Origin of the sequence: Janthinobacterium sp. PAMC25594 (genome assembly GCF_019443505.1) — a bacterium.
Taxonomy (GTDB): domain Bacteria; phylum Pseudomonadota; class Gammaproteobacteria; order Burkholderiales; family Burkholderiaceae_D; genus Janthinobacterium.
Genome location: NZ_CP080377.1, coordinates 3,294,850 through 3,320,643 on the forward strand (window position 1 = coordinate 3,294,850; position 25,794 = coordinate 3,320,643).

General features: G+C 64.9%; 23 protein-coding genes. 13 read left to right on the forward strand and 10 right to left on the reverse strand.

Annotated elements, in window-relative coordinates:
• Nucleotides 1-10 precede the first annotated feature (10 nt).
• Complete coding sequence (locus KY494_RS29760; RefSeq protein ID WP_375143350.1) at nt 11-1,222, reverse strand: TCR/Tet family MFS transporter; 1,212 nt, start codon at nt 1,220-1,222, stop codon at nt 11-13.
• Between the two features lie 105 nt (nt 1,223-1,327).
• Here KY494_RS29760 and KY494_RS14815 point away from each other — a divergent pair, with 105 nt between their 5' ends.
• The 4 genes from KY494_RS14815 to gdhA all read left to right on the forward strand — a co-directional run bounded on the left by KY494_RS14815 (nt 1,328) and on the right by gdhA (nt 6,387).
• The gene (locus KY494_RS14815; RefSeq protein WP_219136686.1) at nt 1,328-1,966 is read left to right on the forward strand and encodes a TetR/AcrR family transcriptional regulator; all 639 of its coding nucleotides are present in this window, start codon (nt 1,328-1,330) and stop codon (nt 1,964-1,966) included.
• 90 nt (nt 1,967-2,056) lie between these two features.
• Nucleotides 2,057-3,418 (forward strand): tRNA 5-hydroxyuridine modification protein YegQ, encoded by a 1,362-nt coding sequence (gene yegQ / locus KY494_RS14820; protein WP_219136685.1) that lies wholly within the window; start codon nt 2,057-2,059, stop codon nt 3,416-3,418.
• 184 nt (nt 3,419-3,602) lie between these two features.
• The gene (locus KY494_RS14825) at nt 3,603-4,850 is read left to right on the forward strand and encodes a DUF819 domain-containing protein (RefSeq protein ID WP_219887349.1); all 1,248 of its coding nucleotides are present in this window, start codon (nt 3,603-3,605) and stop codon (nt 4,848-4,850) included.
• A 193-nt stretch (nt 4,851-5,043) separates the two neighbouring features.
• Nucleotides 5,044-6,387, forward strand: coding sequence for an NADP-specific glutamate dehydrogenase (gene gdhA / locus KY494_RS14830; protein WP_219887350.1), 1,344 nt, complete (start codon nt 5,044-5,046; stop codon nt 6,385-6,387).
• 50 nt (nt 6,388-6,437) lie between these two features.
• Here gdhA and KY494_RS14835 read toward each other — a convergent pair whose 3' ends face one another.
• Nucleotides 6,438-6,995 carry a flavin reductase family protein gene (locus KY494_RS14835; protein ID WP_219887351.1) on the reverse strand — a complete coding sequence of 186 codons (558 nt, stop codon included), beginning with the start codon at nt 6,993-6,995 and terminating at the stop codon, nt 6,438-6,440.
• A 155-nt stretch (nt 6,996-7,150) separates the two neighbouring features.
• On the opposite strand from KY494_RS14835, the gene KY494_RS14840 reads away from it, so the two are divergent.
• Both KY494_RS14840 and KY494_RS14845 read left to right on the forward strand, forming a co-directional pair.
• Nucleotides 7,151-7,780, forward strand: coding sequence for a head GIN domain-containing protein (locus KY494_RS14840; protein WP_219887352.1), 630 nt, complete (start codon nt 7,151-7,153; stop codon nt 7,778-7,780).
• Nucleotides 7,781-7,821: 41 nt separating this feature from the next.
• A complete protein-coding gene (locus KY494_RS14845; protein ID WP_219887353.1) occupies nt 7,822-8,631 on the forward strand; it encodes an enoyl-CoA hydratase in 810 nt (269 codons plus the stop codon).
• Nucleotide 8,632: 1 nt separating this feature from the next.
• Here KY494_RS14845 and KY494_RS14850 read toward each other — a convergent pair whose 3' ends face one another.
• From KY494_RS14850 to KY494_RS14870, 5 genes are all read right to left on the reverse strand, one after another.
• A complete protein-coding gene (locus KY494_RS14850) occupies nt 8,633-9,370 on the reverse strand; it encodes an AIM24 family protein (RefSeq protein ID WP_219887354.1) in 738 nt (245 codons plus the stop codon).
• 3 nt (nt 9,371-9,373) lie between these two features.
• Nucleotides 9,374-10,015, reverse strand: a complete 642-nt coding sequence (locus KY494_RS14855; protein WP_219887355.1) for an AIM24 family protein — start codon at nt 10,013-10,015, stop codon at nt 9,374-9,376.
• An 8-nt stretch (nt 10,016-10,023) separates the two neighbouring features.
• A complete protein-coding gene (locus KY494_RS14860) occupies nt 10,024-10,641 on the reverse strand; it encodes an AIM24 family protein (protein ID WP_219887356.1) in 618 nt (205 codons plus the stop codon).
• A 156-nt stretch (nt 10,642-10,797) separates the two neighbouring features.
• Nucleotides 10,798-13,962 carry a S8 family serine peptidase gene (locus KY494_RS30040; protein ID WP_219887357.1) on the reverse strand — a complete coding sequence of 1,055 codons (3,165 nt, stop codon included), beginning with the start codon at nt 13,960-13,962 and terminating at the stop codon, nt 10,798-10,800.
• 1 nt (nt 13,963) lies between these two features.
• A complete protein-coding gene (locus tag KY494_RS14870; RefSeq protein WP_219887358.1) occupies nt 13,964-14,779 on the reverse strand; it encodes an NF038120 family PEP-CTERM protein in 816 nt (271 codons plus the stop codon).
• A gap of 430 nt (nt 14,780-15,209) precedes the next feature.
• On the opposite strand from KY494_RS14870, the gene KY494_RS14875 reads away from it, so the two are divergent.
• Entirely contained in the window at nt 15,210-16,118 is a 909-nt protein-coding gene (locus KY494_RS14875) for a histidine kinase (protein ID WP_219887359.1), read from the forward strand.
• Nucleotides 16,115-16,783 (forward strand): response regulator transcription factor, encoded by a 669-nt coding sequence (locus KY494_RS14880; RefSeq protein WP_258194252.1) that lies wholly within the window; start codon nt 16,115-16,117, stop codon nt 16,781-16,783. Before KY494_RS14875 ends, KY494_RS14880 begins: the two co-directional genes overlap by 4 nt.
• Here KY494_RS14880 and KY494_RS14885 read toward each other — a convergent pair.
• Together KY494_RS14885 and KY494_RS14890 are read right to left on the reverse strand one after the other, a co-directional pair.
• Entirely contained in the window at nt 16,780-19,257 is a 2,478-nt protein-coding gene (locus tag KY494_RS14885) for a TonB-dependent receptor (RefSeq protein WP_258194254.1), read from the reverse strand. The two genes, KY494_RS14880 and KY494_RS14885, sit on opposite strands and share 4 nt — an antisense overlap.
• A 92-nt stretch (nt 19,258-19,349) precedes the next feature.
• Entirely contained in the window at nt 19,350-19,811 is a 462-nt protein-coding gene (locus tag KY494_RS14890; protein ID WP_070217690.1) for an Lrp/AsnC family transcriptional regulator, read from the reverse strand.
• Between the two features lie 99 nt (nt 19,812-19,910).
• On the opposite strand from KY494_RS14890, the gene ilvB reads away from it, so the two are divergent.
• Nucleotides 19,911-21,650 (forward strand): biosynthetic-type acetolactate synthase large subunit, encoded by a 1,740-nt coding sequence (gene ilvB / locus KY494_RS14895; RefSeq protein ID WP_219887360.1) that lies wholly within the window; start codon nt 19,911-19,913, stop codon nt 21,648-21,650.
• Between the two features lie 93 nt (nt 21,651-21,743).
• Here the strand turns inward: ilvB and KY494_RS14900 are convergent, their stop codons facing one another.
• Nucleotides 21,744-22,601, reverse strand: coding sequence for a helix-turn-helix domain-containing protein (locus KY494_RS14900; RefSeq protein ID WP_257572334.1), 858 nt, complete (start codon nt 22,599-22,601; stop codon nt 21,744-21,746).
• A gap of 113 nt (nt 22,602-22,714) precedes the next feature.
• On the opposite strand from KY494_RS14900, the gene KY494_RS14905 reads away from it, so the two are divergent.
• The 4 genes from KY494_RS14905 (at nt 22,715) to bamE (ending at nt 25,771) form a co-directional block, all read left to right on the forward strand.
• Nucleotides 22,715-24,157: a cytochrome P450 gene (locus KY494_RS14905; RefSeq protein WP_219887361.1), complete on the forward strand. Its 1,443-nt coding sequence runs from the start codon at nt 22,715-22,717 to the stop codon at nt 24,155-24,157.
• A gap of 111 nt (nt 24,158-24,268) precedes the next feature.
• Entirely contained in the window at nt 24,269-24,628 is a 360-nt protein-coding gene (locus KY494_RS14910) for a nucleotide pyrophosphohydrolase (protein WP_219887362.1), read from the forward strand.
• Between the two features lie 49 nt (nt 24,629-24,677).
• Nucleotides 24,678-25,466 (forward strand): hypothetical protein, encoded by a 789-nt coding sequence (locus tag KY494_RS14915; protein WP_219887363.1) that lies wholly within the window; start codon nt 24,678-24,680, stop codon nt 25,464-25,466.
• Nucleotides 25,463-25,771, forward strand: a complete 309-nt coding sequence (gene bamE / locus KY494_RS14920; RefSeq protein WP_219887364.1) for an outer membrane protein assembly factor BamE — start codon at nt 25,463-25,465, stop codon at nt 25,769-25,771. Before KY494_RS14915 ends, bamE begins: the two co-directional genes overlap by 4 nt.
• The last annotated feature ends 23 nt before the right edge of the window (nt 25,772-25,794 follow it).

Below are 25,794 nucleotides of genomic sequence, written 5' to 3' on the forward strand. Positions count from 1 at the left end.
CGCCGGCCTCCTATCCCCGCGATGACGCCGGCGTCGTCGAGGCCAGCGACAAGCCCAGCACGAGCGGCACCAGCGCCGCGTACACGACGATCACGGACAGCCAGACGGCGCCTGGCCAGTACGCCCTGACGCCAAAGTAAATGCTGGAAAACACCAGCGGGCACAGCACGGACGCCAGGCTCACAGCCGAGGCCAGCACGCCCTGGAACTGGCCTTGCCGGTCCTCGGCGACTTGCCGCGTGGCCAGCGACTGCAGGGCCGGCGCACCGATGCCGCCCAGGGCGAACACGGGCATGATGGCGAAGATCATCCAGCTGCGGCTGGCAAAGGCCATGACCACCAGGGCCACGCAGGCGCAGGCCACGCCCGCCAGGATGGTGGCGCGCTCGCCCAGCAGCCTTACTGCAGGGCCGGGCAAGAAGGCCTGGGCCAGCGCCTGGCACACGCCGAAGGCGCCCAGCGACAGGCCGATCCACAAGCCATTCCACTCGAACGCATCGTGGCCCCACAGCGCCCAGCACACGCCATACACTTCGCCCGCCGCGCTGAAGGTAAAAAAGATGGCGGTGATCGGCAGCAAGCTTTTCTGCGAGAACACCCAGCGCAGCGGGCGCAAGGGATTGAATGCCGCCAGGTCGATTTTTTCGCGTGTCGGCGTTCGTGATTCGGGCAACGTCAACAACGCCAGCAGCAGGTTGCCGGCATTCAACACGGCCGCCGCCATGAACGGCAGGCGCAGCCCGTAATCGCCCAGCGCGCCGCCGAGCACCGGGCCGATGATGAAACCGGCGCCGAACATAGCGTTGAGCAAGCCGAAACGGCGCGCCCGCGTTTCATCGGGAGAAATATCGGTGATGTAGGCCGTGGCCACGGAAACGTTGGCGCTCGTCAACCCTGCAATGGCGCGCCCCAGCAACAGCATCCACAGGCTGGGGGCGAAGGCCAGGAACAGGTAATTGACGGCGGCGCCCGCCAGCGAGAGCAGCAGCACGGGGCGCCGCCCCAGGCGGTCGCTCAGCGCGCCCAGCACGGGCGCAAAGATGAACTGCATCAACGCATACAGGGCCGTCATGATGCCGATATACGGCGCCACGTTATCGGCATGTGTGACGTCCCGCAGCAGCGCGGGCAGGATGGGAAAGATCAGGCCGATGCCGACGGCATCGAGCGCGACCGTGGCAAAGATGACGGGCAGCGCTGCCACGGGAACGGATGGTTTCATATACTCAATCTAAATATGTACTCAGTACATAAATAGTACGCCCCGCCTGGCTGCGCCATCAAGCGTTATCTGTACTCAGTACACTTCGTGTATGATCGGGGCAACATGACGATTCCTGCCGACCTCCGCTCCCGCAAACGCCTTGCCACCCGGCAAGCTATCTCGAATGCCGCCACGCGCCTGTTCTTCGTGCGCGGTTTCGAGCACGTGACGGTGGACGAGATCGCCGCAGCCGCCAGCGTGGGACGCATGACGGTGTTCAACCACTTCCCCCGCAAGGAAGACATGTTCTTCGACCGCGAGGAAGAGGGCCGCGAACTGCTGCGCGAGGCGCTGCGCCAGCGCGAGCCCACCGTTTCCCCCGTCGAAACCCTGCGCCTGCTGGCGCACCGCCTGGTACGGGAAGACAGTCCCTACATCGTGTTTTCCGCCGCCGGCCAGGGTTTCATTGCCACCATCGAGGCCAGCGATACCCTGAAAGCGCGGGCGCGGGCCATCCGCGACGAGCTGGCGCACGTCGTCGCGCAAGCGCTGATGGAATCCACGGGACGGGAAAGCGACGATCCCCTGGCCCAGCTGGCGGCCAGCCTGCTGCTGGCCACCTGGAGCACGGCCCTCATCGAAGCGCACCGCGCCTTTCGTCTGCATGGCGACGCGCAACTGGCCAAGGCCTTCTTTCTGTCCCTGGTGGACCAGGGGCATGTCGGCCTCAACGCCGCCATGGCGGGCACGCCTTACGCCTGAAGCTGTCAGGCAGCGGATGTCAATCCCTTGATCCAAGGCAAGGTAATCTGGCGCCAGCCCGCCTACAATCGCCGGCTTTGCCCCTCCTCCATGCGCCACGCTCCCGAACTCCTCCTGCCTGCCGGCTCCCTGGCCAAGATGCATGCCGCCTTCGACTATGGCGCCGACGCCGTCTATGCGGGCCAGCCGCGCTACAGTTTGCGCGTGCGCAATAACGACTTTTCAACCTTGCAAGCCTTGCAGGAGGGCATCGATGGCGCGCATGCGCGCGGCAAGCAGTTCTTTGTCGCGAGCAATATCTTCGCCCACAATGCCAAGCTGAAAACGTATTTGCGCGACATGGAACCGGTGATCGCCATGCGCCCGGACGCGCTGATCATGGCCGACCCGGGCCTGATCATGATGGTGCGCGACAAGTGGCCGGACGTTCCCGTGCACTTATCGGTGCAGGCGAATGCCGTCAACTGGGCCGACGTGAAATTCTGGCACCGCATGGGCCTGACGCGCGTGATCTTGTCGCGCGAACTGTCGCTCGACGAAATCGAGGAAATCCGCCAGCGCTGCCCGGAGATGGAACTGGAAGTGTTCGTCCACGGCGCCCTGTGCATCGCTTATTCGGGCCGCTGCCTGCTGTCCGGCTACTTCAATCACCGCGACCCGAACCAGGGCACGTGCACAAATTCCTGCCGCTGGGATTACAAGGTGAAAAATGCCTCGGAAGACGCCAGCGGCGACCTGGGCGGCATGCAGGTGGTGCCGCTGGAATTTCACCAGGCGCTGGCCGAGGCCGACAACAATGCATTTTCCGCCCTGCACCAGCAGCCGCGCCACCCGCTGGCCGACCAGCCCTACTTTATCGAAGAAGCGCAGCGCCCGGGCCAGCTGATGCCGATCCTCGAAGACGAGCACGGCACCTACATCATGAATTCGAAGGACTTGCGCGCCGTCGAGCATATCGAACGCCTGGTCAAGATCGGCGTCAATTCGCTCAAAGTCGAGGGCCGCACCAAGTCGCTGTACTACGCGGCGCGCACGGCGCAAGTCTACCGCCAGGCCATCGATGACGCCGTGGCGGGCCGTCCTTTCGACATCAGCCTGCTGGGCCAACTGCAAGGCCTGGCCAACCGCGGCTACACGGACGGTTTTTATCAACGCCATCACACGCAAACGCACCAGAACTACATGCGCGGCGCGTCCGAGGCGGACCGCAGCCAGTACGTGGGCGACGTGCTGGGCGTGACGGACGGCTGGGCCAGGGTGGAAGTGAAAAACCGCTTCGCCGTGGGCGACCGCATTGAGGCCCTGCATCCGGGCGGCAACCGCGATTTCACCATTGCCCGCATGCTCAGCGATGACGGCAAGGAGATCCAGGTCGCGCCCGGCAGCGGCCACTTCGTGCGCATCGAACTCGACGGGGCGCTGAATAAAGCCTTGCTGGCGCGCTATTTGTAACCGCCAGTCAGGCATGCCGGGCGGCAAACCAGTATGTAAGTGTTTGATTTGACAAGAAAAAATCCGCAGAGTAGCGCTTAAACAATTTGTTTAAGCCTCAACATTGCTATACGATACGGCCACCCTGCGCCCGGGGGCCGTATCGGCATCCGGTGCGTCCCTGACACGTTCACCGGAATCCCCGATGCCACCTGCCACCTCTGCCCTCATCACCAACGATGCCGTCGTCCTCGGCCTGCTCGCCATGACCCTGGGGGCCGTCTTCTGGAGCGCCTCCCGCGCGGACGGCTTCTGGAAAAAGTTTTATACGTATATCCCGTCGCTGCTGATGTGCTACCTGATCCCGGCGCTGCTCAACACCTTCGGCATCATCGACGGCAACGCCTCCGGCCTGTACGCCGTGGCGCGCGACTATCTGCTGCCCAGCGCGCTGGTACTGCTGTGCGTGGCCATCGATTTCGGCGGCATTATCCGCCTCGGCCCCAAGGCCATCATCATGTTTCTCACAGGAACACTCGGCGTGATGCTGGGCGCCCTCGTCTCGTTCGAAGCCTTGCGTTTGATCCACCCGGAAACGGTGGCGGGCGATACCTGGCGCGGCATGACGACCGTCGCCGGTTCTTGGATAGGCGGCGGCGCCAACCAGGCGGCCATGAAGGAAGTATTTGAAGTCGATGCCACGCTGTTCGGCCAGTTCGTCGCCGTCGACGTACTGGTGGCCAACGTCTGGACAGCCGTGCTGCTGTTCCTGGCCGGCCGCGCGGGCGCCTTCGACCGCTGGACCGGCGCGGATTTATCGGCCATCAATGCGCTCAAGGACAGCATCGAAAGTTATCGGGCCCAGCACGCGCGCATCGCCAGTCTGACCGACATCATGATCATCCTCGGCGTGGGCCTGGGCGTGACGGGCCTGTCGCATTTTCTGGCCGGCCCCATCATCAGCTGGATCGCTACCTTGCCGGCCGCCTGGCGCTTGCAGGATTACAGCCTGACATCGAACTTCTTCTGGATCGTCGTGCTCGCCACCACCTTCGGCCTGCTGCTGAGCTTTACCCGCGCGCGCAGCCTGGAAGGCGCGGGCGCCTCGACCATCGGCTCGGCCATGCTGTACGTGCTGGTGGCCACCATCGGCATGCACATGGACTTGAAAGCCCTGTTCGACAAGCCTTTCCTGTTCCTGCTGGGCCTGATCTGGATCGCCGTGCATGGCGGCCTGATGCTGCTCGTCGCCAAGCTGATCCGCGCACCGCTGTTCTTCATGGCCGTGGGATCGCAGGCGAACATCGGCGGCGCCGCCTCCGCCCCCGTCATCGCCAGCGCCTTCCACCCATCGCTGGCGCCTGTCGGCGTACTGCTGGCCGTGCTCGGCTACGCGCTGGGCACCTACGGCGCCTACATCACGGGGCTGATACTGCGCGGCATGGCGGGGTGACGCTCCTGGCAGCACAGTGACGACAACGCCAGCCTTCGGGCTGGCGTTGTCGTTTACCACGCGCATCGGCCGCAGAGCCCTAAAACTCCCCACAATGTAGCAGAAACCCCTCAAAACCAAATTTCCGCACCATTTTTGTGCGAAATCTGCGATGATAGTTGCCCAAATAACCGATTACCTCCATGGAATTCTGATGAAATACGCATCTGCTCACGAGTATGTCCAGCATGTCGCCGCACGCAATCCAGGTCAACCCGAGTTTCTGCAAGCCGTCACCGAAGTCATGGAAAGCTTGTGGCCGTTCCTGGAGCAGCACCCGAAATACGCGGAACAAGGCTTGCTGGAACGCTTGATCGAGCCGGAGCGCGTGGTGATGTTCCGTGTGTCGTGGGTCGATGACCATGGGCAAGTGCAAGTCAATCGCGGCTACCGCATCCAGCACAGCATGGCCATCGGGCCGTACAAGGGCGGCATCCGCTTCCACCCTTCCGTCACCCTGTCCGTGCTGAAATTCCTCGCTTTCGAACAGACGTTCAAGAATGCGCTGACCACGTTACCGATGGGCGGCGGCAAGGGCGGCGCCGATTTCGATCCGAAGGGCAAGAGCCCGGGCGAAGTGATGCGTTTCTGCCAGGCGTTTGTGAGCGAACTGTTCCGCCATGTGGGCTCGGACACGGACGTACCGGCCGGCGACATCGGCGTGGGCGGACGCGAAGTGGGCTATATGGCCGGCATGATGAAAAAGCTCAGCAACCGTGCCGACTGCGTGTTCACGGGCAAGGGCGCCAGCTTCGGCGGCTCGCTGATGCGGCCGGAAGCGACGGGCTACGGCACTGTGTATTTCGCCGAAGAAATGCTGAAAACGCGGGGCCGCTCGTTCGAAGGCATGCGCGTGTCCGTGTCCGGTTCGGGCAACGTGGCGCAGTACGCGGTGGAAAAAGCCATGGCCATGGGCGCGAAAGTCATCACCGTCTCCGATTCCAGCGGCACCGTCATCGATGAAGACGGTTTTACGCCGGAAAAACTGGCCATCCTGATGGAGGTCAAGAACCATTTGTATGGCCGGGTCAGCGATTACGCCGCGCGCACGGGCGTGCGCTTCGAAGCGGGCGTGTCGCCATGGCATGTGCCGGTCGACATCGCCCTGCCCTGCGCCACACAAAATGAACTCGATATCGCCGATGCGCGCCTGCTCATCGCCAATGGCGTGCAGTGCGTGGCCGAAGGCGCCAACATGCCCACCACCATCGAGGCAGCCAAGGCGTTCGAGGCGGCTGGCGTGCTGTATGCGCCGGGCAAGGCCAGCAATGCGGGCGGCGTGGCGACTTCCGGCCTGGAAATGAGCCAGAACGCGGCCCGCATATCGTGGCCGCGCGAAGAAGTCGACGCGCGTTTGCTGCAGATCATGCAAGGCATCCACGCCGCATGCAAGCAGTACGGCACGCGTGCCGATGGCACCGTCAGCTATGTGGATGGCGCGAATATCGCCGGCTTCGTGAAAGTGGCTGACGCGATGCTGGCGCAAGGGGTGATTTAATCATCGGCCAACGGTGTTGTCGGATTACGGTTCTTCGAACCTAATCCGACCTACGACATCTCGGGCTTCATCAGGCTCTTGCGGCTGATCGTGCGGCCCGATACCATGAACTCGCCATTGCCCCGGTAGTGCAGGGTTTCGGGCAGCTTGGGCGAAGTGGCCACGTGGGCTTTCACGCACTCGAAGATGAAGAAGCCGCCCTTCGGGTTGCCCGCCACCTGCGCCAGCTTGCATTCGAAGTTAGCGTAGCACTCGGCGATCAGCGGCGCGCCCACCAGTTCGGCCGGCTGCGGCGTCAGGCCGAAGGCCGTGAACTTGTCCGTGTCTTCGCCGCTGCAATTGCCGATGGCGACCACCTGGTCGACCATGTCGGCCGTGGGCAGGTTGATCACGCATTCCATGCTGCGCTTGATCATTTCATAGCTGTGGTTCGCATCGGAAATGAAACAGCCCAGCAACGATGGCGTAAACTCCATCAGCATGTGCCAGCCCATGGTCATGATGTCGCTTTCGCCCTTCCACGTTGAACTGACGAGCACCACCGGCCCCGGTTCGAGGAAGCGGCGGATATCGGCGACGGGATAATCTTCTTTGTGGTAATTTTTCATCTGGTCTCCAGGACGCGGTACGCCATAGCATAGCCCAATGGCGCCTGGCCGGGCGCGCGGCTGGCCGATGCGATTTGTGCCGTTCATCGCAAATTTCTCCCCGTTGGAGATGTTGCAACATAGAATACGCTGATCAACTACTCAAGGAAACCGCCATGCGTCCTCTGTTCCTGTTGTCCGTCCTGTCCCTCGCCTGCCTCGCTACCCTCGCGCATGCCGACGAGCAAACCCGCACGGTAGCCGCCTTCAACGCCATCGACATCCGCGGCCCCATCAGCATCGAAGTGGAATCGGGCAAGGAGCAGAGCCTGCTGCTGCGCGGCGACCAGAAATTCCTCAGCGGCGTCATCACGGAAGTGGTCGATGGCGAGCTGAAAATTTCCATGAAGGACAAGGACATCAAGAAGACCGAGGGCGACCCGCGCATCATCATCACCATGCCGACCTTGCGCAAGCTGATCGCGGAAGGCGCGGGCGAGAAGATCTTGACCAAGCTCAATGGTCCAAGAGTTGACATCAGCTACAAGGGCGCGGGCCGTCTGGCCGCCGATGGCCAGGTCGACTGGCTGCGCCTGAAGGCGCAAGGCGTGGGCGAAGTCGATACGAAAGCCTTGCTGGCGAAAAACGTCGACGTCAATTTCGACGGCATCGGCTCCGTCAAGGTGTATTCCTCTGGCGAACTGAACGCCGTGGTGCGCGGCATGGGCGAACTGACGTATTACGGCAAGCCGAAGATCGTGCACAAGTCGGTCGCCGGCATCGGCAGCGTGAATGCCGCCAAATAAGATTTTCCATAAAAACAGGCCATCAAGCCACTGGAGACCGCATGACCGCAACACCCGATACCCAAGACACCGACGCACCGCTGGTGCTGCGCGAGGATGAGGGTGGCCTCGTCACCCTGCGCCTGAACCGCCCCCTGCAATTCAATGCCCTGTCGGTAGCCATGCTGACCGCGCTGCAGGCCGAACTCGACGGCATCGCGCAGCAGCCGCACGTGCGCTGCGTGGTGCTGGCCGCCGAAGGCAAGGCTTTTTGCGCGGGCCACGATTTGCGCCAGATGCAAGCCACGCGCCAGCTTGCGTATTATCAAACCCTGTTCGCGCAATGCTCGCGCGTGATGCAAGCCATTCAAACCTTGCCCGTGCCCGTGATTGCCCGCGTGCACGGCATCGCCACGGCGGCCGGCTGCCAGCTGGTCGCCAGCTGCGACCTGGCCGTGGCGGGCGCGTCCGCCCGTTTTGCCGTCTCCGGCATCAACGTGGGCCTGTTCTGCGCCACGCCATCGGTCGCCCTGTCGCGCAATGTGTCGCCCAAGCGGGCCTTCGACATGCTGGTGACGGGCCGCTTCATCGACGCCGACACGGCCGCCGACTGGGGCCTGATCAATGAAACGGTGGCCGACGCGGCGCTCGACGAGGCCGTGGCGCGCCTGGCGCAGCAGATCATGGCGAAAAGCCCGACGGCCATCCGCTACGGCAAGGCCATGTTCTACCGGCAGCGCCAGCTGCCGCTGGACGACGCGTATGCCTACGCGGGCGACGTGATGGCGCGCAATATGATGGAAGAGGATGCAAACGAAGGCGTGAGCGCCTTTTTAGAGAAGCGGCCACCCGGCTGGGCGGCCGTCAAGTAGCTTAACGTTCCTGCTTCATCTGCTGCTGGACGGAAAGACTCAGCTTGCCCAGGTCTTCCTTGCCCAGCAGCGGCAGTTGCGCCAGCAGCTGCATCAGGGCCGAGCTGCCCGTCACGTCCAGTTCGGACGACTGCACCAGCACCGTGCCGGCGCCCGTGAAGTCGATCTGCTTTTCCTCGCCCGACAAACTGAAACCCGTGAGCGCGCCGGCAGCCGAGGCCCAACCCTGCACGTGGGCGTAATCGTAGTGATACGAGGGGCTGGGGCAATCGGCCCAGCCCAGCACGGCCTGCTCGTCCACGCGGCACGGCAATTCCAGAAAATGCACGGGGCCGTTCGACGAGGCGATGACTTTACCCGTGCCTATCATGGTCAAAAAGCCGGGCAAGGTCGATTCCTGGCAAATCACGTCCTTGGTAAACCCCAGCAGGTTTTTCGCGCGGATGGTCATGTTGGCGTTGTCCAGGTCGTAGCACGCCAGGTCGTTGCCGTTATCGCCCAGGATCAACTGACCCTGCCCTTGCGCCACGACAAAGTGGTGCACGTATTTGGGCGCATTGAAGGCGGTGCGCACGATCAAGTCGAGCACGCTGCTGCCCATGGCTTCGAAGCGCAGCTCGCCATAGAAGGCGATCATCTTGCCCTTGCGAATGAAGATCTGTTCCTTGACGTCGATGACATACGAAAAACGGTTCAGGTTATCGTTCTTCGGCAAGGTATCGGGGTTGTAAATCGTCATGGCTTACCTTTCGCTCGCTTGGATGTAGACCGTGCCCTGGCCCGCAAACTTCACCTGGTAGGATTCGCCGGACGCCTGGCCGACGAAGGTTTTCCAGTTCAGGTCCGTGACGATGGTCGAGCTCAGCTGGCCCGTGTGGCCGATATACGCTTGCGGGTCGACAAACACGGGCACGTCCGGCGTGACGGGCAAGCCGATGGCATTACCGTCGGACAAAATCGCCACTTCGCCCGTGCCTTGCAAGGTGGTGGTAAACAAGCCCTGGCCCGAGGCCATGCCGCGCACCACGCCCTGCACGCCGCCCTGGTTGCCGAGGAACATGGTGCCGGCCGTCAGGCGCGCATCGAAGGCCAGCAGGGAGTCGCTTTCCACATAGAAAGTTTCGCCGCGCACGGGCACGATGCTGACGAACAGGCCGCCCTGCGCGTAAAACACGCTGCCCGTGCCGCGCGCCGACATCAGGGCGTAACCCTCGTTCGTGACGGCGCGCATGGCCAGGCTTTGCACGCCCTGGCCCGCCAGGAAGGAGCGGCTGAACGCCACGTCACCCTGGTACGACACCATGGCGCCCTTGCGGGCGAACACTTCTTCATTGCCGAGTTTGACCTCAAGCATCTTTTCATTGATCTGCTGATAGACAGGCATGACGGCTCCTAGCGTTCGGCGGGCTGGATGAACACCACGCCCTGACCGGTGAATTTGTGCTGGTACGATTCGCCCGAGCTCTGGCCGATCATCGTGCGCCAGTTGACATCAAAAACGAATTCCTGGCGGATATCGCCCTTGAAGCCGACGAAGGCGTCCGGGTCCACGCGCAGCGGGTGCGCGGGCGTCACTTCCAGCATGATCAGGTTGCCGCGCGAAATGACGGCCAGGTTGCCTTGACCTTCGACGGTGGTGGAAAACAGGCCCTGGCCCGAGCTGGCGCCGCGCAGGCCCGCAAAGCTGGTGCCCGTCTTCAGGCTGGTGTCGTAGGCCAGCAGGCTGCTGCTTTCGATGGTCAGTTTTTCGCCGGCCAGCGCCATGACAGTGATTTCGGCCGCATTCTGCGCGAAAAACACCGTGCCGCTGCCTGAAGCCTGCATCAGCTGCATGCCTTCGTTCGTCACCTTGCGCTTGAGCGCGCCGAAGATGCCCTCGCCGCCGAGCAAGGATTTTTCAAATTTGATGCTGCCCGTATAGGCGACCATGGCGCCGGCGATCGCCAGCACTTTTTCATCCTGCAGGCGCACTTCCAGCAGGCGGTCGGTATTGGTGCGGAAACTGGTCACGCGCGACTCCCCAAGAATGCCAGGGCACAAAGCCATGGCTATCCGACAAGATACCGGGGGCGTTACCGCCATGCAAGTGCTATTCCTCCCGAACGGGGGTGAGCGAATAAAAAAGGCGTGCCCGGAAGCACGCCTTGCGTTCACACAGGAAACAGCTTATTCAGCCAGCACCGGCCTGGCGCCGCGCGCGTTCTGGAACAGCGGCACGGGGTCATTGGTATTGACCTCGACCACCGTCACGCCCTGCACCACGCCGCCCACTTGGTAGCCGACGGCGCCCAGGTAGCGCTTGCCTTCGACCAGGTTGGACCAGCTCAGCGAGACCGTCGCCGTGCCGCCCGTGTAGGCGGTGCCCGGCATCAACGCCTTGAAGCCGCCATTCGACAGGCCCGGCGCCAGCACCCACGACGACAAAGTGTAGTCGGCCTGGCCGTTTTGCGGCGCGTAGCCGATCACGCACACCTTGTACGTGCCGGCGGCGGGCAGGCGCAGTTCCACTTGCTCATTGGAACCTTCATTGCCGCTGCTGCCGACCAGCACATTGGCGGCGTTGTAGACCTCCATGTCCATGTCGGTATTCGCGCCGCCCGTCGTTTCCCCGTCGTAGGTGGCAAAGCGCGCCGCCAGGGTGCCGGCCGGGATCACCACGTTGTGCACGTTCACGCCCGTGGCGCCACCGGCCTTGCAGGCGGCCGATGCGGCAGCACCCGTCGTCGCCTGGCCGATCGTGCGCGCTTCACGTACGGCTTCGACCAGCCCCGACTTGACGCCCACCAGCGCGCCCGTGAAGCCCGTGCCCAGGGTCAGCACCTTGCTGCCCGTGGCCGCTTCGCTGCTGACCAGTGGAATGGCGGCCAGCGAGGTGCCGCGCGCCGTCAGCGGGCTGCGCACCGTGTGCGTGCCATCGCTCCAGCTCAGGGCGCCGTAGGTCCAGGTATTGGCCGGCGCCGTGGTGCGCGTCAGCTTGACCTGGTACTGCGCCCTGGCGCCCGGCGCCAGGCTCAGACTCGTTGGCGTCACCGCCACCGTGTAGCCGGGCAGGCTGGCCGAGACGTTGTAGACGGCGCTGCCGGCGCCCACGTTGGTCACCGTGCGCGTCAATGTCTGCGTGCCCAGCACGTTGGCCGCCGTCAGCGACGCCAGGTTCAGGTTGTAGGCGGGAATGGTGCCGACAGACTGGCAGGTGGCGGGACTGTAGACCTTCAGGTTCAGGCCGCACAGGAAGCGCGCATAGTCGAGTTCCGACACGTCGTACACGAGGCCGGGATCGGCCGCGCTGTTCGGCGCGATGTGGCCGGCGCCCTGGCCCCACGGCAACTGGCCCGAGTTCTTCGCCGTGGCATCCCACGACACGGAACCGTTCAAGCCGTCGGAATACGTGCTGAAGGCCGTCGTCATCAGCGCCGACTTGATGGCCGCGGGCGACCAGGTCGGGTGCTGCTGCTTGAGCAATGCCGCCACGCCCGCCACGTGCGGGCTGGCCATCGAGGTGCCGGAATAGAAATCCCACTCGGCCACGGGCGCCACGCCGCCGGCCGCCACGGCATCGCGCTGCGCCGGCGTCAGGTCGGCCGTCACGCCGGCCAGCACGTTGGTGCCGGGGGCCGACAGGTCGGGTTTCAGGATGTTCGCGTTGGCCACGTTCGGCCCGCGCGAGGAACGGTCGCTGACGATCGGCGCCTGCACCGTCGTGTCGGGGATGGTATGGATTTCGCCCAATGCCGCCGTGCCATCGGGGTTGACCGCCATGAAAGCCTTCAACGCATCGCCCTGCGCCTGCGCCAGGTGCACGGTCGACAGCACGTGCGCCTGGTTGATGATGGTGTTGGCGCCACCGGCCACGTTGGCGATGATCACGCCCGCCGCGCCCGCCGTTTTGGCATTCGCGCTCTTGTTGACCAGCACGTTGCCACCGCGGTCGCACACGAGTATCTTGCCCGCCACTTTCGCCGGGTCCAGGTAGGCCGAGGTGGTATCGGCCGCGCCGAAGCAGCGCAGCAGGTTGACATCCGTTGGCGACACGCCGGCCAGGCCCGCGTCGCGCGAGCGGATCAGCGGCAGCGCCGGCGTCTTCGCATTGCTCGATGCGCCTTCCAGCTTGGCGCCGTTGCTGAGTATCACATTGCCCGCGTACAGGCGGTTGTGGGTGGAATTGGCCACCGTCGCCAGCCACGGGCTGATGTGCGACACGGGCGCCGGCACGTCGGGCGCGGGCGTGGCCGGGCCGGAATTGCCGCCCGACGTGGCGACGAACACGCCGGCCGCCGCCGCGCCGAGGAAAGCGACTTCCGTCGGTTCGTCGAAGGCGCCGCCGCCCGCGTTCGGGCCGATGGAAAAGTTGATGACGTTGACGCCATCCTTGACCGCCTGGTCGATGGCGGCCACGCTGTCGGCCGTGGCGCAGCCGTTGCGCCCCGTCGAGGCGGCGGTCCAGCAGACTTTATAGGCGGCGATGCGGGCGCGCGGCGCCATGCCCGACGCCTTGCCCAGCGACACACCGTTCGAGCTGGCCAGGGCGCCATTGTTGCCGCCGGCCGTGGACGCCGTGTGCGTGCCATGGCCGCCGTGCCCCGTCAGGCCGGCGACGGAATCGCGCGGCGACAAAAATTCCGTCCAGTGCAGCGCCGACGTGGCGGCGCGGTAGTAGCGCGCACCGATCAGCTTATTGTTGCAATTCTCGGCGCCAAAACCTTCGCCCGTCTGGCACATGCCCTGCCAGTTGGCCGGTGGCGCGCCGTACACGACGTTGTTGCCGCTGTGGCTGGGCACGCCGCTCTCGTCGAGGCGGTCGGCAAAGGCCGTGTTCTCGGGCCAGATGCCGCTGTCGACGATGCCGATGATGATGTCTTCACCCGCATGCGCCTTGCCGCCCAGCTGCTCCCAGATGCCACCCGGTTTGTCCAGGCCCAGGAAGCTGGGCGTGTAGCTGGTGTCGAGTTGCAGGATGGAGTCGGCGCTGATGCTGGCCACGCCGCTGTTTTTCTTCAGCGCCCGCACTTCATCGTCCGTCAGCAGGGCGGAAAAGCCGTTGAAGACGACGCTGTACCGGTGCGTGATTTCCGCCGCGCTGACGGTACCGGCCACGGCGGCCTGTCTGGTGTCGAGGTAATTCAAATAGGCCTGCACGTCGGCGGCGCCCACGTTGATGCGTGCCCCCGGGGCCGGCTTGGTGGCGGCCAGGCCGTCGACCTGGCCCGTGTAGGTGGCGGCCGGCTTGTCGACCAGCTGCACGATGTAGGAGCGGCGTTCCTGCGCCTGCGCCGCTTGCGCCAGGCTGGCGGCCAGCAAGAGGATACCGAGTGAAACGGGACGTAGTTTCATGTCACGCTCCTTGCACGGTGGACGCGGCGAACTTGCCGGTGCGGCGGCGCGACAGCATGCCGATGGCGCCCAGGCCGGCCAGCATCAGCATGTAGGTCGACGGTTCCGGCACGGCGCTGATATTGATATTGTCGAGCGCGAACTGGCCCTGGTTAAAGGCGGGAAAATCGAGGGAATTGCTGCACGCGCCAGTATCGTTGAAAATGCACGCATTGAAAGTCAGGCCCGTAAACGCGTAGTTGCTGAAGCTGCTCAGCAGGGAAGCGCTCTGGAAATGGTAATTGCCATCGCTGCCCTGATCGGGAAACGCCAGCGAGGTGCTGATCACCTGGCCATTGCCGAGGGTGCCGCTCAGCTGCAGCTTGCCCCACTGCATGTTGGGCAAGCCGGAGACGGGCGCGATGAAGGAATAGTCGAAACCGGCCAGGGTGAATGCCTGGCGATCGGCACGCGAGAAATTCACGCCGCCATCGTTGAGGATGGCCAGGTAGTTGCCGCTGGCGCCCTGCGGGCAGGCGGCGATATCGCACGACGAGCCCACACGGCCGTCGAGGATGGCGCCCACGCCGCTGATGCCGCCGCCGGCCGCCGTGGTCGGGTCGGCCAGGAACAGCAAATTGTAGCTCGGCGTATTGAGCGTCTGGCCGCTTGCATATACGTCGGGGCGCAGATTGTCGAAGGTCAGGACACCGGCCATGGCCGGCGCCGAGGCCAGCACGGACAAGGTGGCCAGCGCGGCAAAAACGGTGGCGCGACTGCGGGTAGCGGGCGGATTGACGGTGGCGGGCGATACCCGCGCAGGTGATAAACGATTCATTCTATTCCCTTGATTGTTGTGGATAGATAGGTCGGCAGGTCTGGCGCCCGCTTTCAGCTTTTTCACAAAAGTGTTAATAAATATAGCAAATTGCATAAAATAAATATCATATTTTTAATATCATTTATTTATTTTTTATCTAACTCTGCGAAACTTTGTTTTGTTTTACCTATGAAAGCTTGAGGAATCTCAACGTTACATTTGAACAACAATGCATCGCACTGCAGATGTGTGCGCCAGCGTGCCGACGCGACTTCAGATAAGCTCGAAATCCGCGCTTGCCGCACCGTTACATCGCGGTACACCTGTTCCATCCTGGAACACTGCCTGGTCTGCCGGCGCTCCGCCAGACGCCCCCCCTGCGCCCCCTTGTGCCGATGGCATGAAGCTTGCACAACAAGGGGATCGACCGTGCTCAGGGAGCCGCATCATGGAACACCATCAACTGGCCGGCAGCGGCCGCTCAGGCATGCGGCCGGTCTGGCGCAGCATCGCGTGCGGCGCGCTGGCGCTGGCTTTTTTCCTGCTGGCCATCAGGCTGGACCTGGCCGAACGGCTGACGCGCGTCCTCTGGCGCCAGGAGCACTGGCAACTCGATGAATTGGCCCTGAGCCTGCTGCTGCTGGTGCTGGTACTGGCCGGCTTTGCCGTCTGGCGCGGACGCCAGGTGGCCCTGCTGCTGGCGCAAAACCGCGCGCTCACGCAGCGCCTGCTGCGCGCGCAGGAAGAGGAGCGCTGCGCGCTGGCGCGCGAACTGCACGATGAAGTGGGTCAAGACTGCACGGCCATCCGCGCCGCCGCCAGCTATATCCTGCGCGCGCGCGACGGCGACCAGGCGAACGTGCAGGCCTGCGCCGCCAGCATCGCCCGCTCCGCGGAAGCGCTGCATGCGATGGTGCGCAGCATGCTCCGCCGGCTGCGTCCGCCCGTGCTCGACAGCCTGGGATTGGCGCCGGCCCTGCAGGCGCTGTGCGACAGCTGGGCCCAGCAGCACGGCATCGCCTGCCGTTTCGCCCCGCACGCCATTCCCGCCGACCTCGACGACAGCATCGCCACGGCCATCTACCGCCTGGTGCAGGAAGGCTTGACGAATGTGGCGCGCCATGCGGGCGCCGACCAGGCCACGGTGGAATTGCGCGCCGATGCGCACGGCTTGCTGCACCTGGCCATCGAAGACAATGGCCGGGGTTTATGCCAGGACAGGCAGCAGGATCCCGGCTTCGGCATGCTGGGCATGCGCGAGCGCGTGGCCGGCTTGCGCGGCCATATCCGCTGGATCAGCGCGCTGGGCAACGGCTTGCGCATCGAAGTGGCCCTGGCGGCCCGGTGCGCGGCATGAACGCCATGCACAGCACCCTGCAGCCGATCCGCGTGATGCTGGTGGACGACCACCCGGTGGTGCGCACGGGCTACCGGCGCCTGCTGGAACAGGGCGGCGACATCGCCGTCGTGGCCGAGGCCGGCAATGGCGAAACGGCGTATGCCTTGTATCAGGAGCAGGCGCCCGACGTCTGCGTCACGGATTTGTCCATGCCCGGCATCGGCGGCCTGGAATTGCTGCGCAAGCTGGTCGCGCGCGACGCCGCTGCGCGCGTGCTGGTGTTTACCATGCACGACACGCCACAGCTGATCGCGCGCGCGTTGGACGGCGGCGCCTGCGGCTTCGTCAGCAAGCAGGCCGACCCGGAACACCTGGTCGACGCCGTGCGCGCCGCCCACGCGGGCCGGCGCTACCTCGATCCGCACAGCGCACCGGGCGTGCTACAGGGCACGGCCCGCATGGAAGCAAACCGTTTGAGCAGCCTGAGCCAGCGCGAATTCGAAATCTTCCGCCTGCTGGCCGAAGGCCGCAGCGCCGCCGACTGCGCCCGCCTGCTGCACCTGAGCAGCAAGACGGTGGCCAACCACCAGACGTGCATCAAGGAAAAGCTCGACGTGCCCGGCCCCGCCGCTTTGGTCCACCTGGCGCTGCGCCACGGCGTCATCGAACATATTCTCCCTTAAAACGCGTAACGCAAGCCCGCATTCACGCTGCGCGGCGCGCCGGCCGCATAAAAGGTCGCGTTGACCATCGGATACGCGCCATTCACGGCGGGCAGCGGCCGGGCGGCAAAATTGCCGTTGGCGTCGAAAGCCGTCGCGCCCAGCTGGGCCGCCGTCGCATACTTCCGGTCGAACAGGTTATTCACCTGGGCAAATATGCTCAGCCGTGGCGTCAGCTGGTACTTGCCATTCAGCTCGACCACGGCATAGCCGCCGCTCTTGCCCGCGCCCAGGTACGACGCCCCGCCCGCCTGGTGCCGGTTGTTTTCATTGCCGCGCGCATAGGCGCTCGACACGGCCGTCATGGCCAGCCCCACCGTCCACTCGCGTCCGCCCTGGACATCCACGTGTGCCTTGAAAATGTGGCTGGGAGTCAGCGGAATCCGGTTGCCCGGCGTGATGACGATATTGCCTTCCAGGCCAGGTGCTTGCGCGTCGCCGCTGCTGTTGGCGCTGCCGTTGACCACTTCCCGGCTTTGGTACGTCGCCTGCAACCACGTATAGTTGACGCCGAAGTCCAGCGCGCCCGTCTTGCCGTCCAGCGCCAGCTCCATGCCCTGGTGGCGCGTCTTGCCGAAATTTTTGAAGTAGCCAAATCCCGCCTGGTTATCGGCCACGAACAGGATATCGTCGTGGTTTTCCGCGCGGAACACGCCCGCGCTCCAGCGCGCCACGTCGGCGAACTTGCCGCGCACGCCCGCTTCCCAAGTCTTCGTCACCACCTGTTTTAATGGCGGGTCGCCGGCCATGGCGTTGGGCAGGCGGCACGGGTTTTCCGGGTCGGCGCAGCCGAGTTCGATCGCCGTCGGCGTGCGGCTGCCTTCGTTGTAACCGAGGTAGGCGCTCACGCCCTTCGCCGGCGCATAGGCCAGGCCGATGGCTGGATTGAAGCGGCTGAAACGGTGGTCGCCATCGAGCGAACCGTTGCCCCCGCCCGGCGTGATGGCGTCGCGGTTGCGCACCGTGCTGCGGTTGTAGCGACCGGAAACAGTCAAGGTCAAATTTTGATTGAACGCAATGCTATCGCTCGCATACACGCTCCAGGTGCGCATGCGCCCGCTCAAATCGACCCGGTTATCGACCGGCGTGCCGTCGTCATCAATTTCCGTGCCGTCGGCAAAGAAATTGACGGGCGTGATGCTGCGGTCCGGGTTCAGGTAGCCGAACTGGCTGGTCTGGCGGAACGTGGCGTGGCTCGTGTCGTAGGCGGCGCCGGCCGTGACGGCATGACGCGCTCCGGCCACGTCGGCCAGCACCGTGAATTGGCCCGAAAAACCATAGTTTTCCTGCTCGGTATGGCTGCGATTGATCATGCCGTTGCATTTTTCAGCCGGTTCATCGTTCAACAAGACGTTGGCGATGCAGCGCCATTTCGGAAACGGCGTATTGCCTGCGTTCGCCCCGCTGGCGGGAAAGCCCGTGTAGCCGGCCGCCGCCAGCGCCGCGCGCTCGGCCGCGCCGGGCTGGTAGACGGACTGGTCGAGCGACTCGTCGTTCAGGTCGCCGTTGAACGTGTGCGTGTCGATCTTGCGGTAGTACACATTGCCGGACAATAGCAAGGCCTCACTGGCCTGGTGCTTGCCCGTCAGGTTCAGCAGGGTCGACCTATTCTGCGTCAAATCGGGCTTGGTGTAGACGCTGCGGTAGTCGCGCGCCAGCATGCGCTGTTCCTGCAAGCCGTTGCCCGTCAGCGCATTGTCCGCGTGGGCCACGGTGACGGCGATATCGGTGCGTGCATCGCTCCAGCCCAGCTTGCCAAACAGCTGGCGCACGTCGGATGGGGAATCGTCGCGCCAGCCCACTTCCCTGAAACGGTTGCCCGTCACATACCAGTGCCAGCCCTGCGCATTGCTGCCGCCATGCTCGAACTCGACGCCGCGACGTTGAGCGGAACCGAGGCGCGCTTCGATGGCGGTGCCGGGATTGCTCTTGCCATCCTTGGTTTGCAGGGCCAGCGCGCCGCCCAGTGTGTTCAAACCGAACAGGGGGTTCGAGCCGGGCATCAGGGTCAGCGATTCAATCGCCATGCGCGGGATCAAGTCCCAGCTGACGACGTCGCCAAACGGCTGGTTCAGGCGCATGCCATCGAGATACACGGACAGCCCTTGCGGCGTGCCCAGCAGGGGCGAGGCCGTGTAGCCGCGGTAGGTGACGTCGGGCTGGAACGGGTTGTTCTGCACCTCGTTCACGTAGACGCTGCCCAGGTTGCGGCGCAGGAAGGCGGAGATGTCGAGCGCGCCGCTGCGCGCGATCTGCTGCGCGCTGGCCGTCTGCACGGGCGCGGCCAGGGTATCGCGCGGCTGCTCCACGGTAGGCAGCGGCATGCTGCCCGTGATGATGACGGTGGGCAAGTCGCCCGAGGTGGCCATCGTCGGTTCGACGGCCTGCGCCTGGCACAGCGCCATGGCGGCGGCCGCGAATAAAGTCAGTTTCATGCGTATCCCCGTTTTTATAGTGGTTTTATTGCTGTCCAGTATCGGGCAGCCACCGGGGATGGGCTAGGGAAAAACTCCCGCCGTGCGGGGAGCTAGCGCTGCAACGGCAGGTAGCTCTGCTTGAGCTGGCGCAAGACAAAGCTCGATTTGCTGTGGCGGATGCCGGGAATTTTATACAGGCGCTCGCGCAGCAGGCGCTCATAGTCGCGCGTGTCGCTGACCGCGATGCGCAGGTAGTAATCGTAGTCGCCGGAGACAAGAAACGCTTCCAGCACTTCCGGGATCATGGCCAGCGCGTGGCCGAATTCGAACAGGGCCTGGTCGGAATGGTCGTCCAAAGTGACTTGCACGATGACGGTGTCGGCCAGCCCCACCTTGGCCGCGTTGACGTTCACCGTATACCCCTCGATGACGCCATCGTCTTCCATGCGCTTGATGCGCGCCCAGCATGGCGACGAGGTCAGGCCCACCTTGGCGCTCAGGTCGTGCAGGCTGATGCGGGCGTCCTGCTGCAGGGCCGTCAGGATGGCGAGGTCGAATTTATCCAGCTTCATTCTGTTTTTCTACTATTTTGCAGCAAATTTTGCTGAATTATGCATTCTATACGAGAAAACCAGCAGCCTTTTCTGCCGCATCAGGCAGAAAATAAGGCCATGAAACCTGATCCCGCTCCCCTCCTCGCGCGCGCATCCCATAACGGCGCCAGCACCCTGATCGACACCCTGCTGGCCCTGGGCGTCGACACCGTCTTCGGCTATCCGGGCGGCGCCGTGCTGCCCCTGTACGACGCGCTGCACGCCCAGCCCCGCTTGCGCCACGTGCTGGTGCGCCACGAACAGGCGGCCGTGCACGCGGCCGAAGGCTATGCGCGCAGCACGGGCCGGCCCGGCGTCGTCTTCGTCACCTCCGGTCCCGGCATGAGCAATACCACCACGGGACTGCTCGACGCCCTGTGCGATTCGATACCCGTGATCTGCATCAGCGGCCAGGTGGCCACCACCAGCATCGGCACCGACGCCTTCCAGGAATGCGACGCGCTGGGCATTTCGCGCCCCGTCACCAAGTGGAACCGGCAAATCCGCACGGCCGATGAAACGGCGGCCGTGCTGCGCGAAGCGTACGCGCAGGCAACGCAGGGCCGGCCCGGCCCCGTGCTGGTCGACTTTCCCAAGGATCTGCAGCTGGCGCCGGTGCAGGCAACGACGGTGCTGGCCCCTGCCACGCCGGCCCCGCTGCCGCCGCCGGCCGCCGCCGATCTCGAACGGGCCGCCAGCCTGATCGCCTCCGCGCGCCAGCCCGTGTTTTACGGCGGCGGCGGCCTCGTCAATTCCGGCCCCGCCGCCTGCGCCGCGTTCGGGCAACTGGTGAAGCTGGCCGCCGCGCCCTGCACTTTGACCCTGCTGGGCCTGGGCGCCTTTCCCGCTTCGCACCCGGCCTTCCTCGGCATGCTGGGCATGCACGGCACGCTGGAAGCCAACCTGTCCATGCACCATGCCGACCTGGTCGTTTGCGTGGGCGCCCGCTTCGACGACCGGGTCACGGGCAGGCTCGACGCCTTTTATCCTGGCGCAAAGGTCATCCACGTCGATATCGACCCGGCGTCGATCCACAAGGTGGTGCGCGCCGACGTGGCCCTGCGCGGCGACTGCGCGCCCGTGCTCACTGCCTTGCTGGCGCAGCTGCGCGGCCGCCTGCTGGCGGACCGCCAGCCGTGGTGGCAGCGCATCAATGGCTGGCGCGCGCAGGACTCGCTGGCGTTCGACGACACGCCGCAGGTGATCGCGCCGCAGGCGCTGATGCGCCGGCTGCAGGCGGCCCTGGACGGCCGGGACGCCATCGTCTCCACCGACGTGGGCCAGCACCAGATGTGGGCGGCCCAGCATTTGCGTTTCGAGCAGCCCCGGCGCTGGCTGACCTCGGGCGGCGCCGGCACCATGGGTTATGGCTTGCCGGCCGCCATCGGCGCGCAGATCGCCCACCCGGATGCCTGCGTGGTGTGCGTCAGCGGCGACGCCTCGATTTTGATGAATATCCAGGAACTGGCCACGGCCGTGCAGCACCGCCTGCCCGTGAAAGTGGTGCTGTCGAACAATGGCTATATGGGCATGGTGCGCCAGTGGCAGGAACTGATACACGGCGGGCGCTACAGTCACAGCTACACGGAAGCGCTGCCCGACTTCGTCGCCCTGGCGCGCGCGTTCGGCTGGCAGGCGCACATGGTGAGCCGGCGCGAGGAACTCGACGCGGCATTGGCCGCCTGCCTGGCCTCCGAAGGCCCCTACTTCCTCGACGTGCGCGTGCATGGCGCGGAAAACTGCTTCCCCATGATGGCCCCCGGCGCGGGGCACCATGAAGTGACCTTATCCAAGGGAAAGGTGTACACGGAACGGTAGGTCGGATTAGCGGGGCAACGCCTCGCGTAATCCGACACCACCACCGGCCTCGCCAACGATGTTGTCGGATTACGCTCTACGAGCTAATCCGACCTACGCCCAAATCCGGTAGATCCAGTAACTTTCATCTTCTTTCATGGCGCGCGCCAGCTCGGTGGGACTCAAGCCCGTGATTTCGCGCGTCTCGCGGCAGAAATGGGCCTGATCGGCGTAACCGCCGCTGGCGGCGATATCGGACCACGACACCCTGCCTTGCAGGATGGCGCCACGCTCGTCAAGGAATAGCTGCTCTGCGCGGCGCATGCGGCGCAAGGTACGCATGGGCTGGCCGGCCCAGGCCTTGATGCGGCGCTCGATATGGCGCGCACTGCTGGCCAGGCCCGTCGATGCCGCCTGCACGCCCAGTCGGCGCACCCAGTCCTGCACGACGCCGGCCGACACGTCGCTGCCCTTGCGCGCCGCCTGCCAGCGCGGTGCCAGGAAGTCTTCCACCAGCCTGACGCGGACCTCGTCGTCGGGCGCCGCCAGCACGGCGTCGGACAGGACCAGCCAGTCGGCATCGAACAGCGCATCGAGCGGGCGAAACTGGTCCAGCAAGGTATCCATCGATATGCCCGTCAAGGCATGCAGGGCGGCGGGATAGAACATCACGACAAACGAATGCACGGGGCCGGGGTTGTAGCTGACCAGCGGATACGAGCGGGGGCCGCCGAACAGCGCGGGCGGCATGCGCACGTCCGGCAGCGACAGGCCCGGCGCGGCCGCCTCGACGTCGCCCGCGACGGTCCAGATGATGCTGCACATGGGCGCGACGGGAAAGCGGTTCAGGCGTTGCGCCGGCGGCAGGGGCGCGCAGCGCGTAGTGTCGCGCACGAGGATGGCGCGCACGCAGGAAGCGAGCGCGGTGCGCGGTGCGATCAAACGGGTCAGGGGCGTAGGGGCGGCAGGCATGGCGACGATTGTACCGGCAAAGTCGGGCACCGCACGATGTCGTATTCGTTCAAGACGCGGGCGCGCAAGCGCGCTACAGTGATGTCATTGTCGCCATCCACCAGGAGTCCGCCATGCCCCCGCTCGACCACGCTGCCACGCCCGTCGTCGCCACGCCTTTGCGCCAGATCCGCCACCTGCCGGGACCCTTCGCCCTGCCCATCGTCGGCAACAGCCTGCAACTCAAGCTCACGCGCATCCACCTCGACGTGGAGCAGTGGGTGCGGCGCTACGGCCCCTTCATGCGCGCCTGGTTCGGCCGCACGCTGGTGCTGGTGGTGGCCGACAGCGAAGCCGTCGGCGCAGTGCTGCGCGACCGGCCCGACGGTTTTCGCCGCCCCCTGAGCAGCTCCGTCGTCTCCGACGAAATGGGCGGCGTGCCCGGCCTGTTCCTGGCCGAGGGCACGGAGTGGCGCAACCAGCGCCGCATGGTCATGGCCGGCATGGCGCCCGGCGCCATCAAGGCCTATTTCCCCGCGCTGGTGACGGTGGCGCAGCGCCTGCAGCGGCGCTGGTATCTGGCCGCCACGCAAGGCCAGGCGATCGACCTCGACGGCGACCTGAAACGCTACACGGTCGACATCATCGCCGGCCTGGCCTTCGGCACGGAAGTCAACACGCTCGAATCGGGCGAAGACGTGATCCAGCGCCACATGGACGACATCCTGCCCGCCGTGGCGCGGCGCAGCCTGTCCATGTTCCCGTACTGGCGCTATGTCAAGCTGCCCGTCGACCGGCGGCTGGACCGTGACGTGGCAGCTCTTTCCACCGCCGTGGCCGACCTGGTGCAGCAGGCGCGCACACGCATGGCGCACGACCCGGCGCGCCGCGAGCGTCCGCCCAACCTGCTCGAAGCGATGATCGCCGCCGCCGACCTGGAAGGCAGCGGCGTGAGCGACCGCAACGTGGCCGGCAATGTGCTGACCATGCTGCTGGCGGGCGAAGATACGACGGCCAACACGCTGTCCTGGATAATTTACCTGTTGCAACGCCATCCGCACACCCTGGCGCGGGCGCGCGAGGAAGTGCGGCGCCTGGCGCCCGACGCGGCCCATTTTACGATCGAACAGATGGACAGCCTCGACTACCTGGGCGCCTGCGCCAGCGAAGCCATGCGTTTGAAACCCGTGGCGCCATTCCTGCCCGTCGAGGCGCTGCGCGACACGGTCATCGGCGATATTGCCGTGCCGGCCGGCACTCTCGTCTGGTGCGTGATGCGCCACGACACGGTGTCCGAGACGCACTTCCCCGACGCGCAAGCCTTCCAGCCCGAGCGCTGGCTGGCCGAAGGCGGCGAGGCGAACAACAAGCGCGCTTCGATGCCCTTCGGCGCCGGCTTGCGCACGTGCCCGGGCCGCTATCTGGCCTTGCTGGAAATCAAGATCGCCATGGCCATGCTGCTGGGCAGCTTCGACATCGCCGGCGTCGATACGCCCGATGGCGGCGAGGCGCAGGAATTGATGGGCTTTGTGATGTCGCCCATCGGCCTGACGCTACGCCTGGCGCCGCCGCAGTGATACCATGGAGGCAATCTCAGTCAACGTGCTTTCCCCCATGCAAATTCACCTGGAATCGCCGCAGCAAGCCGACGTGCTGACCTTCATGGAAAAACCGCTGCAGGCGGCGGCATGAGCGCGTCCGCCGACAGCCTGCTCGATATCCGCGCGCGCCTGTGCGCCTTTGCCGATGAACGCGACTGGGACCAGTTCCACACGCCGAAAAACCTGGCCATGGCCTTGTCCGTCGAAGTGGCGGAACTGGCCGAGCACTACCAGTGGCTGCCCACGGGGGCAGATAGCGAACTGGACGATGCCAAGCGCACGGGCATCCGCCACGAGCTGGCCGACGTGCTGATGTACCTGGTGCGGCTGGCCGACAAGAGCGGCGTCGACCTGCACGCGGCCGTGCTGGAAAAGATGGAACTCAACGCGCAGAAATACCCGGCGCGGCAGGTGCGCGGCGACGCGCGCAAATATAGCGAATACTGAAACACCCATCCGTGCGTGGCTGCCGCGTAAAAAGGCGTAGCATCCAGCCATGCGTATTCCTTTTTCCCTGCTGCTCGTCTGCCTGATCCACGGCCATGTTGCACTGGCGCAAACCGCGCCCGTGCCGCAAGTCAAAGTGGACGCCACGCGCGACCCCGTCGATAAATCGTATCGCAAGATGCTGCAGGGCGTGGACCGCTTCGAACGCGACCATGCGCTGGCGCCGCAAGCGGTGCTGCGCTTTCGCCTGCTGCCGCGCCAGCCCGGCGTGGACATGACGGGCGTGCAGCTGCGCATCGCCGGCGACACCGTCAGCATCCCCTTGCCCTTGGCGCCGGACAACAGCTTTGCCCCCGTGCGCCATGCGCAAGCGGCGCGCGAAGACGCCGTGCTGATCGCCAACCGCAGGGCCACTACCATGAGCTGGTGCGCGCAGGTGATCACGCCCGGCTTGCCGCCCGACACGCGGCGCCTGGGCGACTTGCGCCTGGAGTGCCGCGCCGGCATGGATTCGGGCCTGATCTCGAACGACCCGCAAATCATCGCCTGGCTGTCCAGCATGCTCTACAGCACCGACAAAGTGTGTTCCGAGCCGGACGGCAATTATCTGTTCTTCACGAACCGCCCCCTGTTCGGCGTGACCCTCGTGCATGGCGAGCGCCGCCTGGCCCTGCCGTTCAGGATGCTGTACGCGGGCGGCGAGCAAACGCCCGCCTCGCTGCCCTATTGCGATTGCCAGGTCTTGCTTGACCGCACGTATTACGCGCCCTTGTGGGATAGCAGCTGGCCCGACGATACCCTGCTGGAATTTGACTATATGGACGAGGTGGCGCCATGAAGTGGCTGATGATCGCCATGCTGACGCTGCTGGCCGCCTGTTCCGGCACGCGCGCCTTGCAGGCAAGCAAGAATGTGCCTTACGCTACCCTGGAACAGACGGTGCAGCCGGGTAGCAGCACGCGCGAACAGGTGCGCGCCGCGCTGGGCGACAGCACGGCCATCCGCTTCGACAGCGGCAATGAAGTGTGGATGTACACCTATCCGGCCGCCTCGGGCGCGCAGGGCGAATATGTGATTCTGTTTGGCGGGGATGGGGTGGTGAAGAAGGTGCGCAGCGGGGAAGTGTATCGGGTACCGAAGTAAATCCCGCCAGCGTTGCGCTAGCG

Coding starts and splice junctions, on each gene's coding strand:
- KY494_RS29760 (WP_375143350.1), bottom strand. CDS start 1,222: ATGAAACCATCCGTTCCCGTGGCAGCGCTGCCCGTCATCTTTGCCACG.
- KY494_RS14815 (WP_219136686.1), top strand. CDS start 1,328: ATGACGATTCCTGCCGACCTCCGCTCCCGCAAACGCCTTGCCACCCGG.
- yegQ (WP_219136685.1), top strand. CDS start 2,057: ATGCGCCACGCTCCCGAACTCCTCCTGCCTGCCGGCTCCCTGGCCAAG.
- KY494_RS14825 (WP_219887349.1), top strand. CDS start 3,603: ATGCCACCTGCCACCTCTGCCCTCATCACCAACGATGCCGTCGTCCTC.
- gdhA (WP_219887350.1), top strand. CDS start 5,044: ATGAAATACGCATCTGCTCACGAGTATGTCCAGCATGTCGCCGCACGC.
- KY494_RS14835 (WP_219887351.1), bottom strand. CDS start 6,995: ATGAAAAATTACCACAAAGAAGATTATCCCGTCGCCGATATCCGCCGC.
- KY494_RS14840 (WP_219887352.1), top strand. CDS start 7,151: ATGCGTCCTCTGTTCCTGTTGTCCGTCCTGTCCCTCGCCTGCCTCGCT.
- KY494_RS14845 (WP_219887353.1), top strand. CDS start 7,822: ATGACCGCAACACCCGATACCCAAGACACCGACGCACCGCTGGTGCTG.
- KY494_RS14850 (WP_219887354.1), bottom strand. CDS start 9,370: ATGACGATTTACAACCCCGATACCTTGCCGAAGAACGATAACCTGAAC.
- KY494_RS14855 (WP_219887355.1), bottom strand. CDS start 10,015: ATGCCTGTCTATCAGCAGATCAATGAAAAGATGCTTGAGGTCAAACTC.
- KY494_RS30040 (WP_219887357.1), bottom strand. CDS start 13,962: ATGAAACTACGTCCCGTTTCACTCGGTATCCTCTTGCTGGCCGCCAGC.
- KY494_RS14870 (WP_219887358.1), bottom strand. CDS start 14,779: ATGAATCGTTTATCACCTGCGCGGGTATCGCCCGCCACCGTCAATCCG.
- KY494_RS14875 (WP_219887359.1), top strand. CDS start 15,210: ATGGAACACCATCAACTGGCCGGCAGCGGCCGCTCAGGCATGCGGCCG.
- KY494_RS14880 (WP_258194252.1), top strand. CDS start 16,115: ATGAACGCCATGCACAGCACCCTGCAGCCGATCCGCGTGATGCTGGTG.
- KY494_RS14885 (WP_258194254.1), bottom strand. CDS start 19,257: ATGAAACTGACTTTATTCGCGGCCGCCGCCATGGCGCTGTGCCAGGCG.
- KY494_RS14890 (WP_070217690.1), bottom strand. CDS start 19,811: ATGAAGCTGGATAAATTCGACCTCGCCATCCTGACGGCCCTGCAGCAG.
- ilvB (WP_219887360.1), top strand. CDS start 19,911: ATGAAACCTGATCCCGCTCCCCTCCTCGCGCGCGCATCCCATAACGGC.
- KY494_RS14900 (WP_257572334.1), bottom strand. CDS start 22,601: ATGCCTGCCGCCCCTACGCCCCTGACCCGTTTGATCGCACCGCGCACC.
- KY494_RS14905 (WP_219887361.1), top strand. CDS start 22,715: ATGCCCCCGCTCGACCACGCTGCCACGCCCGTCGTCGCCACGCCTTTG.
- KY494_RS14910 (WP_219887362.1), top strand. CDS start 24,269: ATGAGCGCGTCCGCCGACAGCCTGCTCGATATCCGCGCGCGCCTGTGC.
- KY494_RS14915 (WP_219887363.1), top strand. CDS start 24,678: ATGCGTATTCCTTTTTCCCTGCTGCTCGTCTGCCTGATCCACGGCCAT.
- bamE (WP_219887364.1), top strand. CDS start 25,463: ATGAAGTGGCTGATGATCGCCATGCTGACGCTGCTGGCCGCCTGTTCC.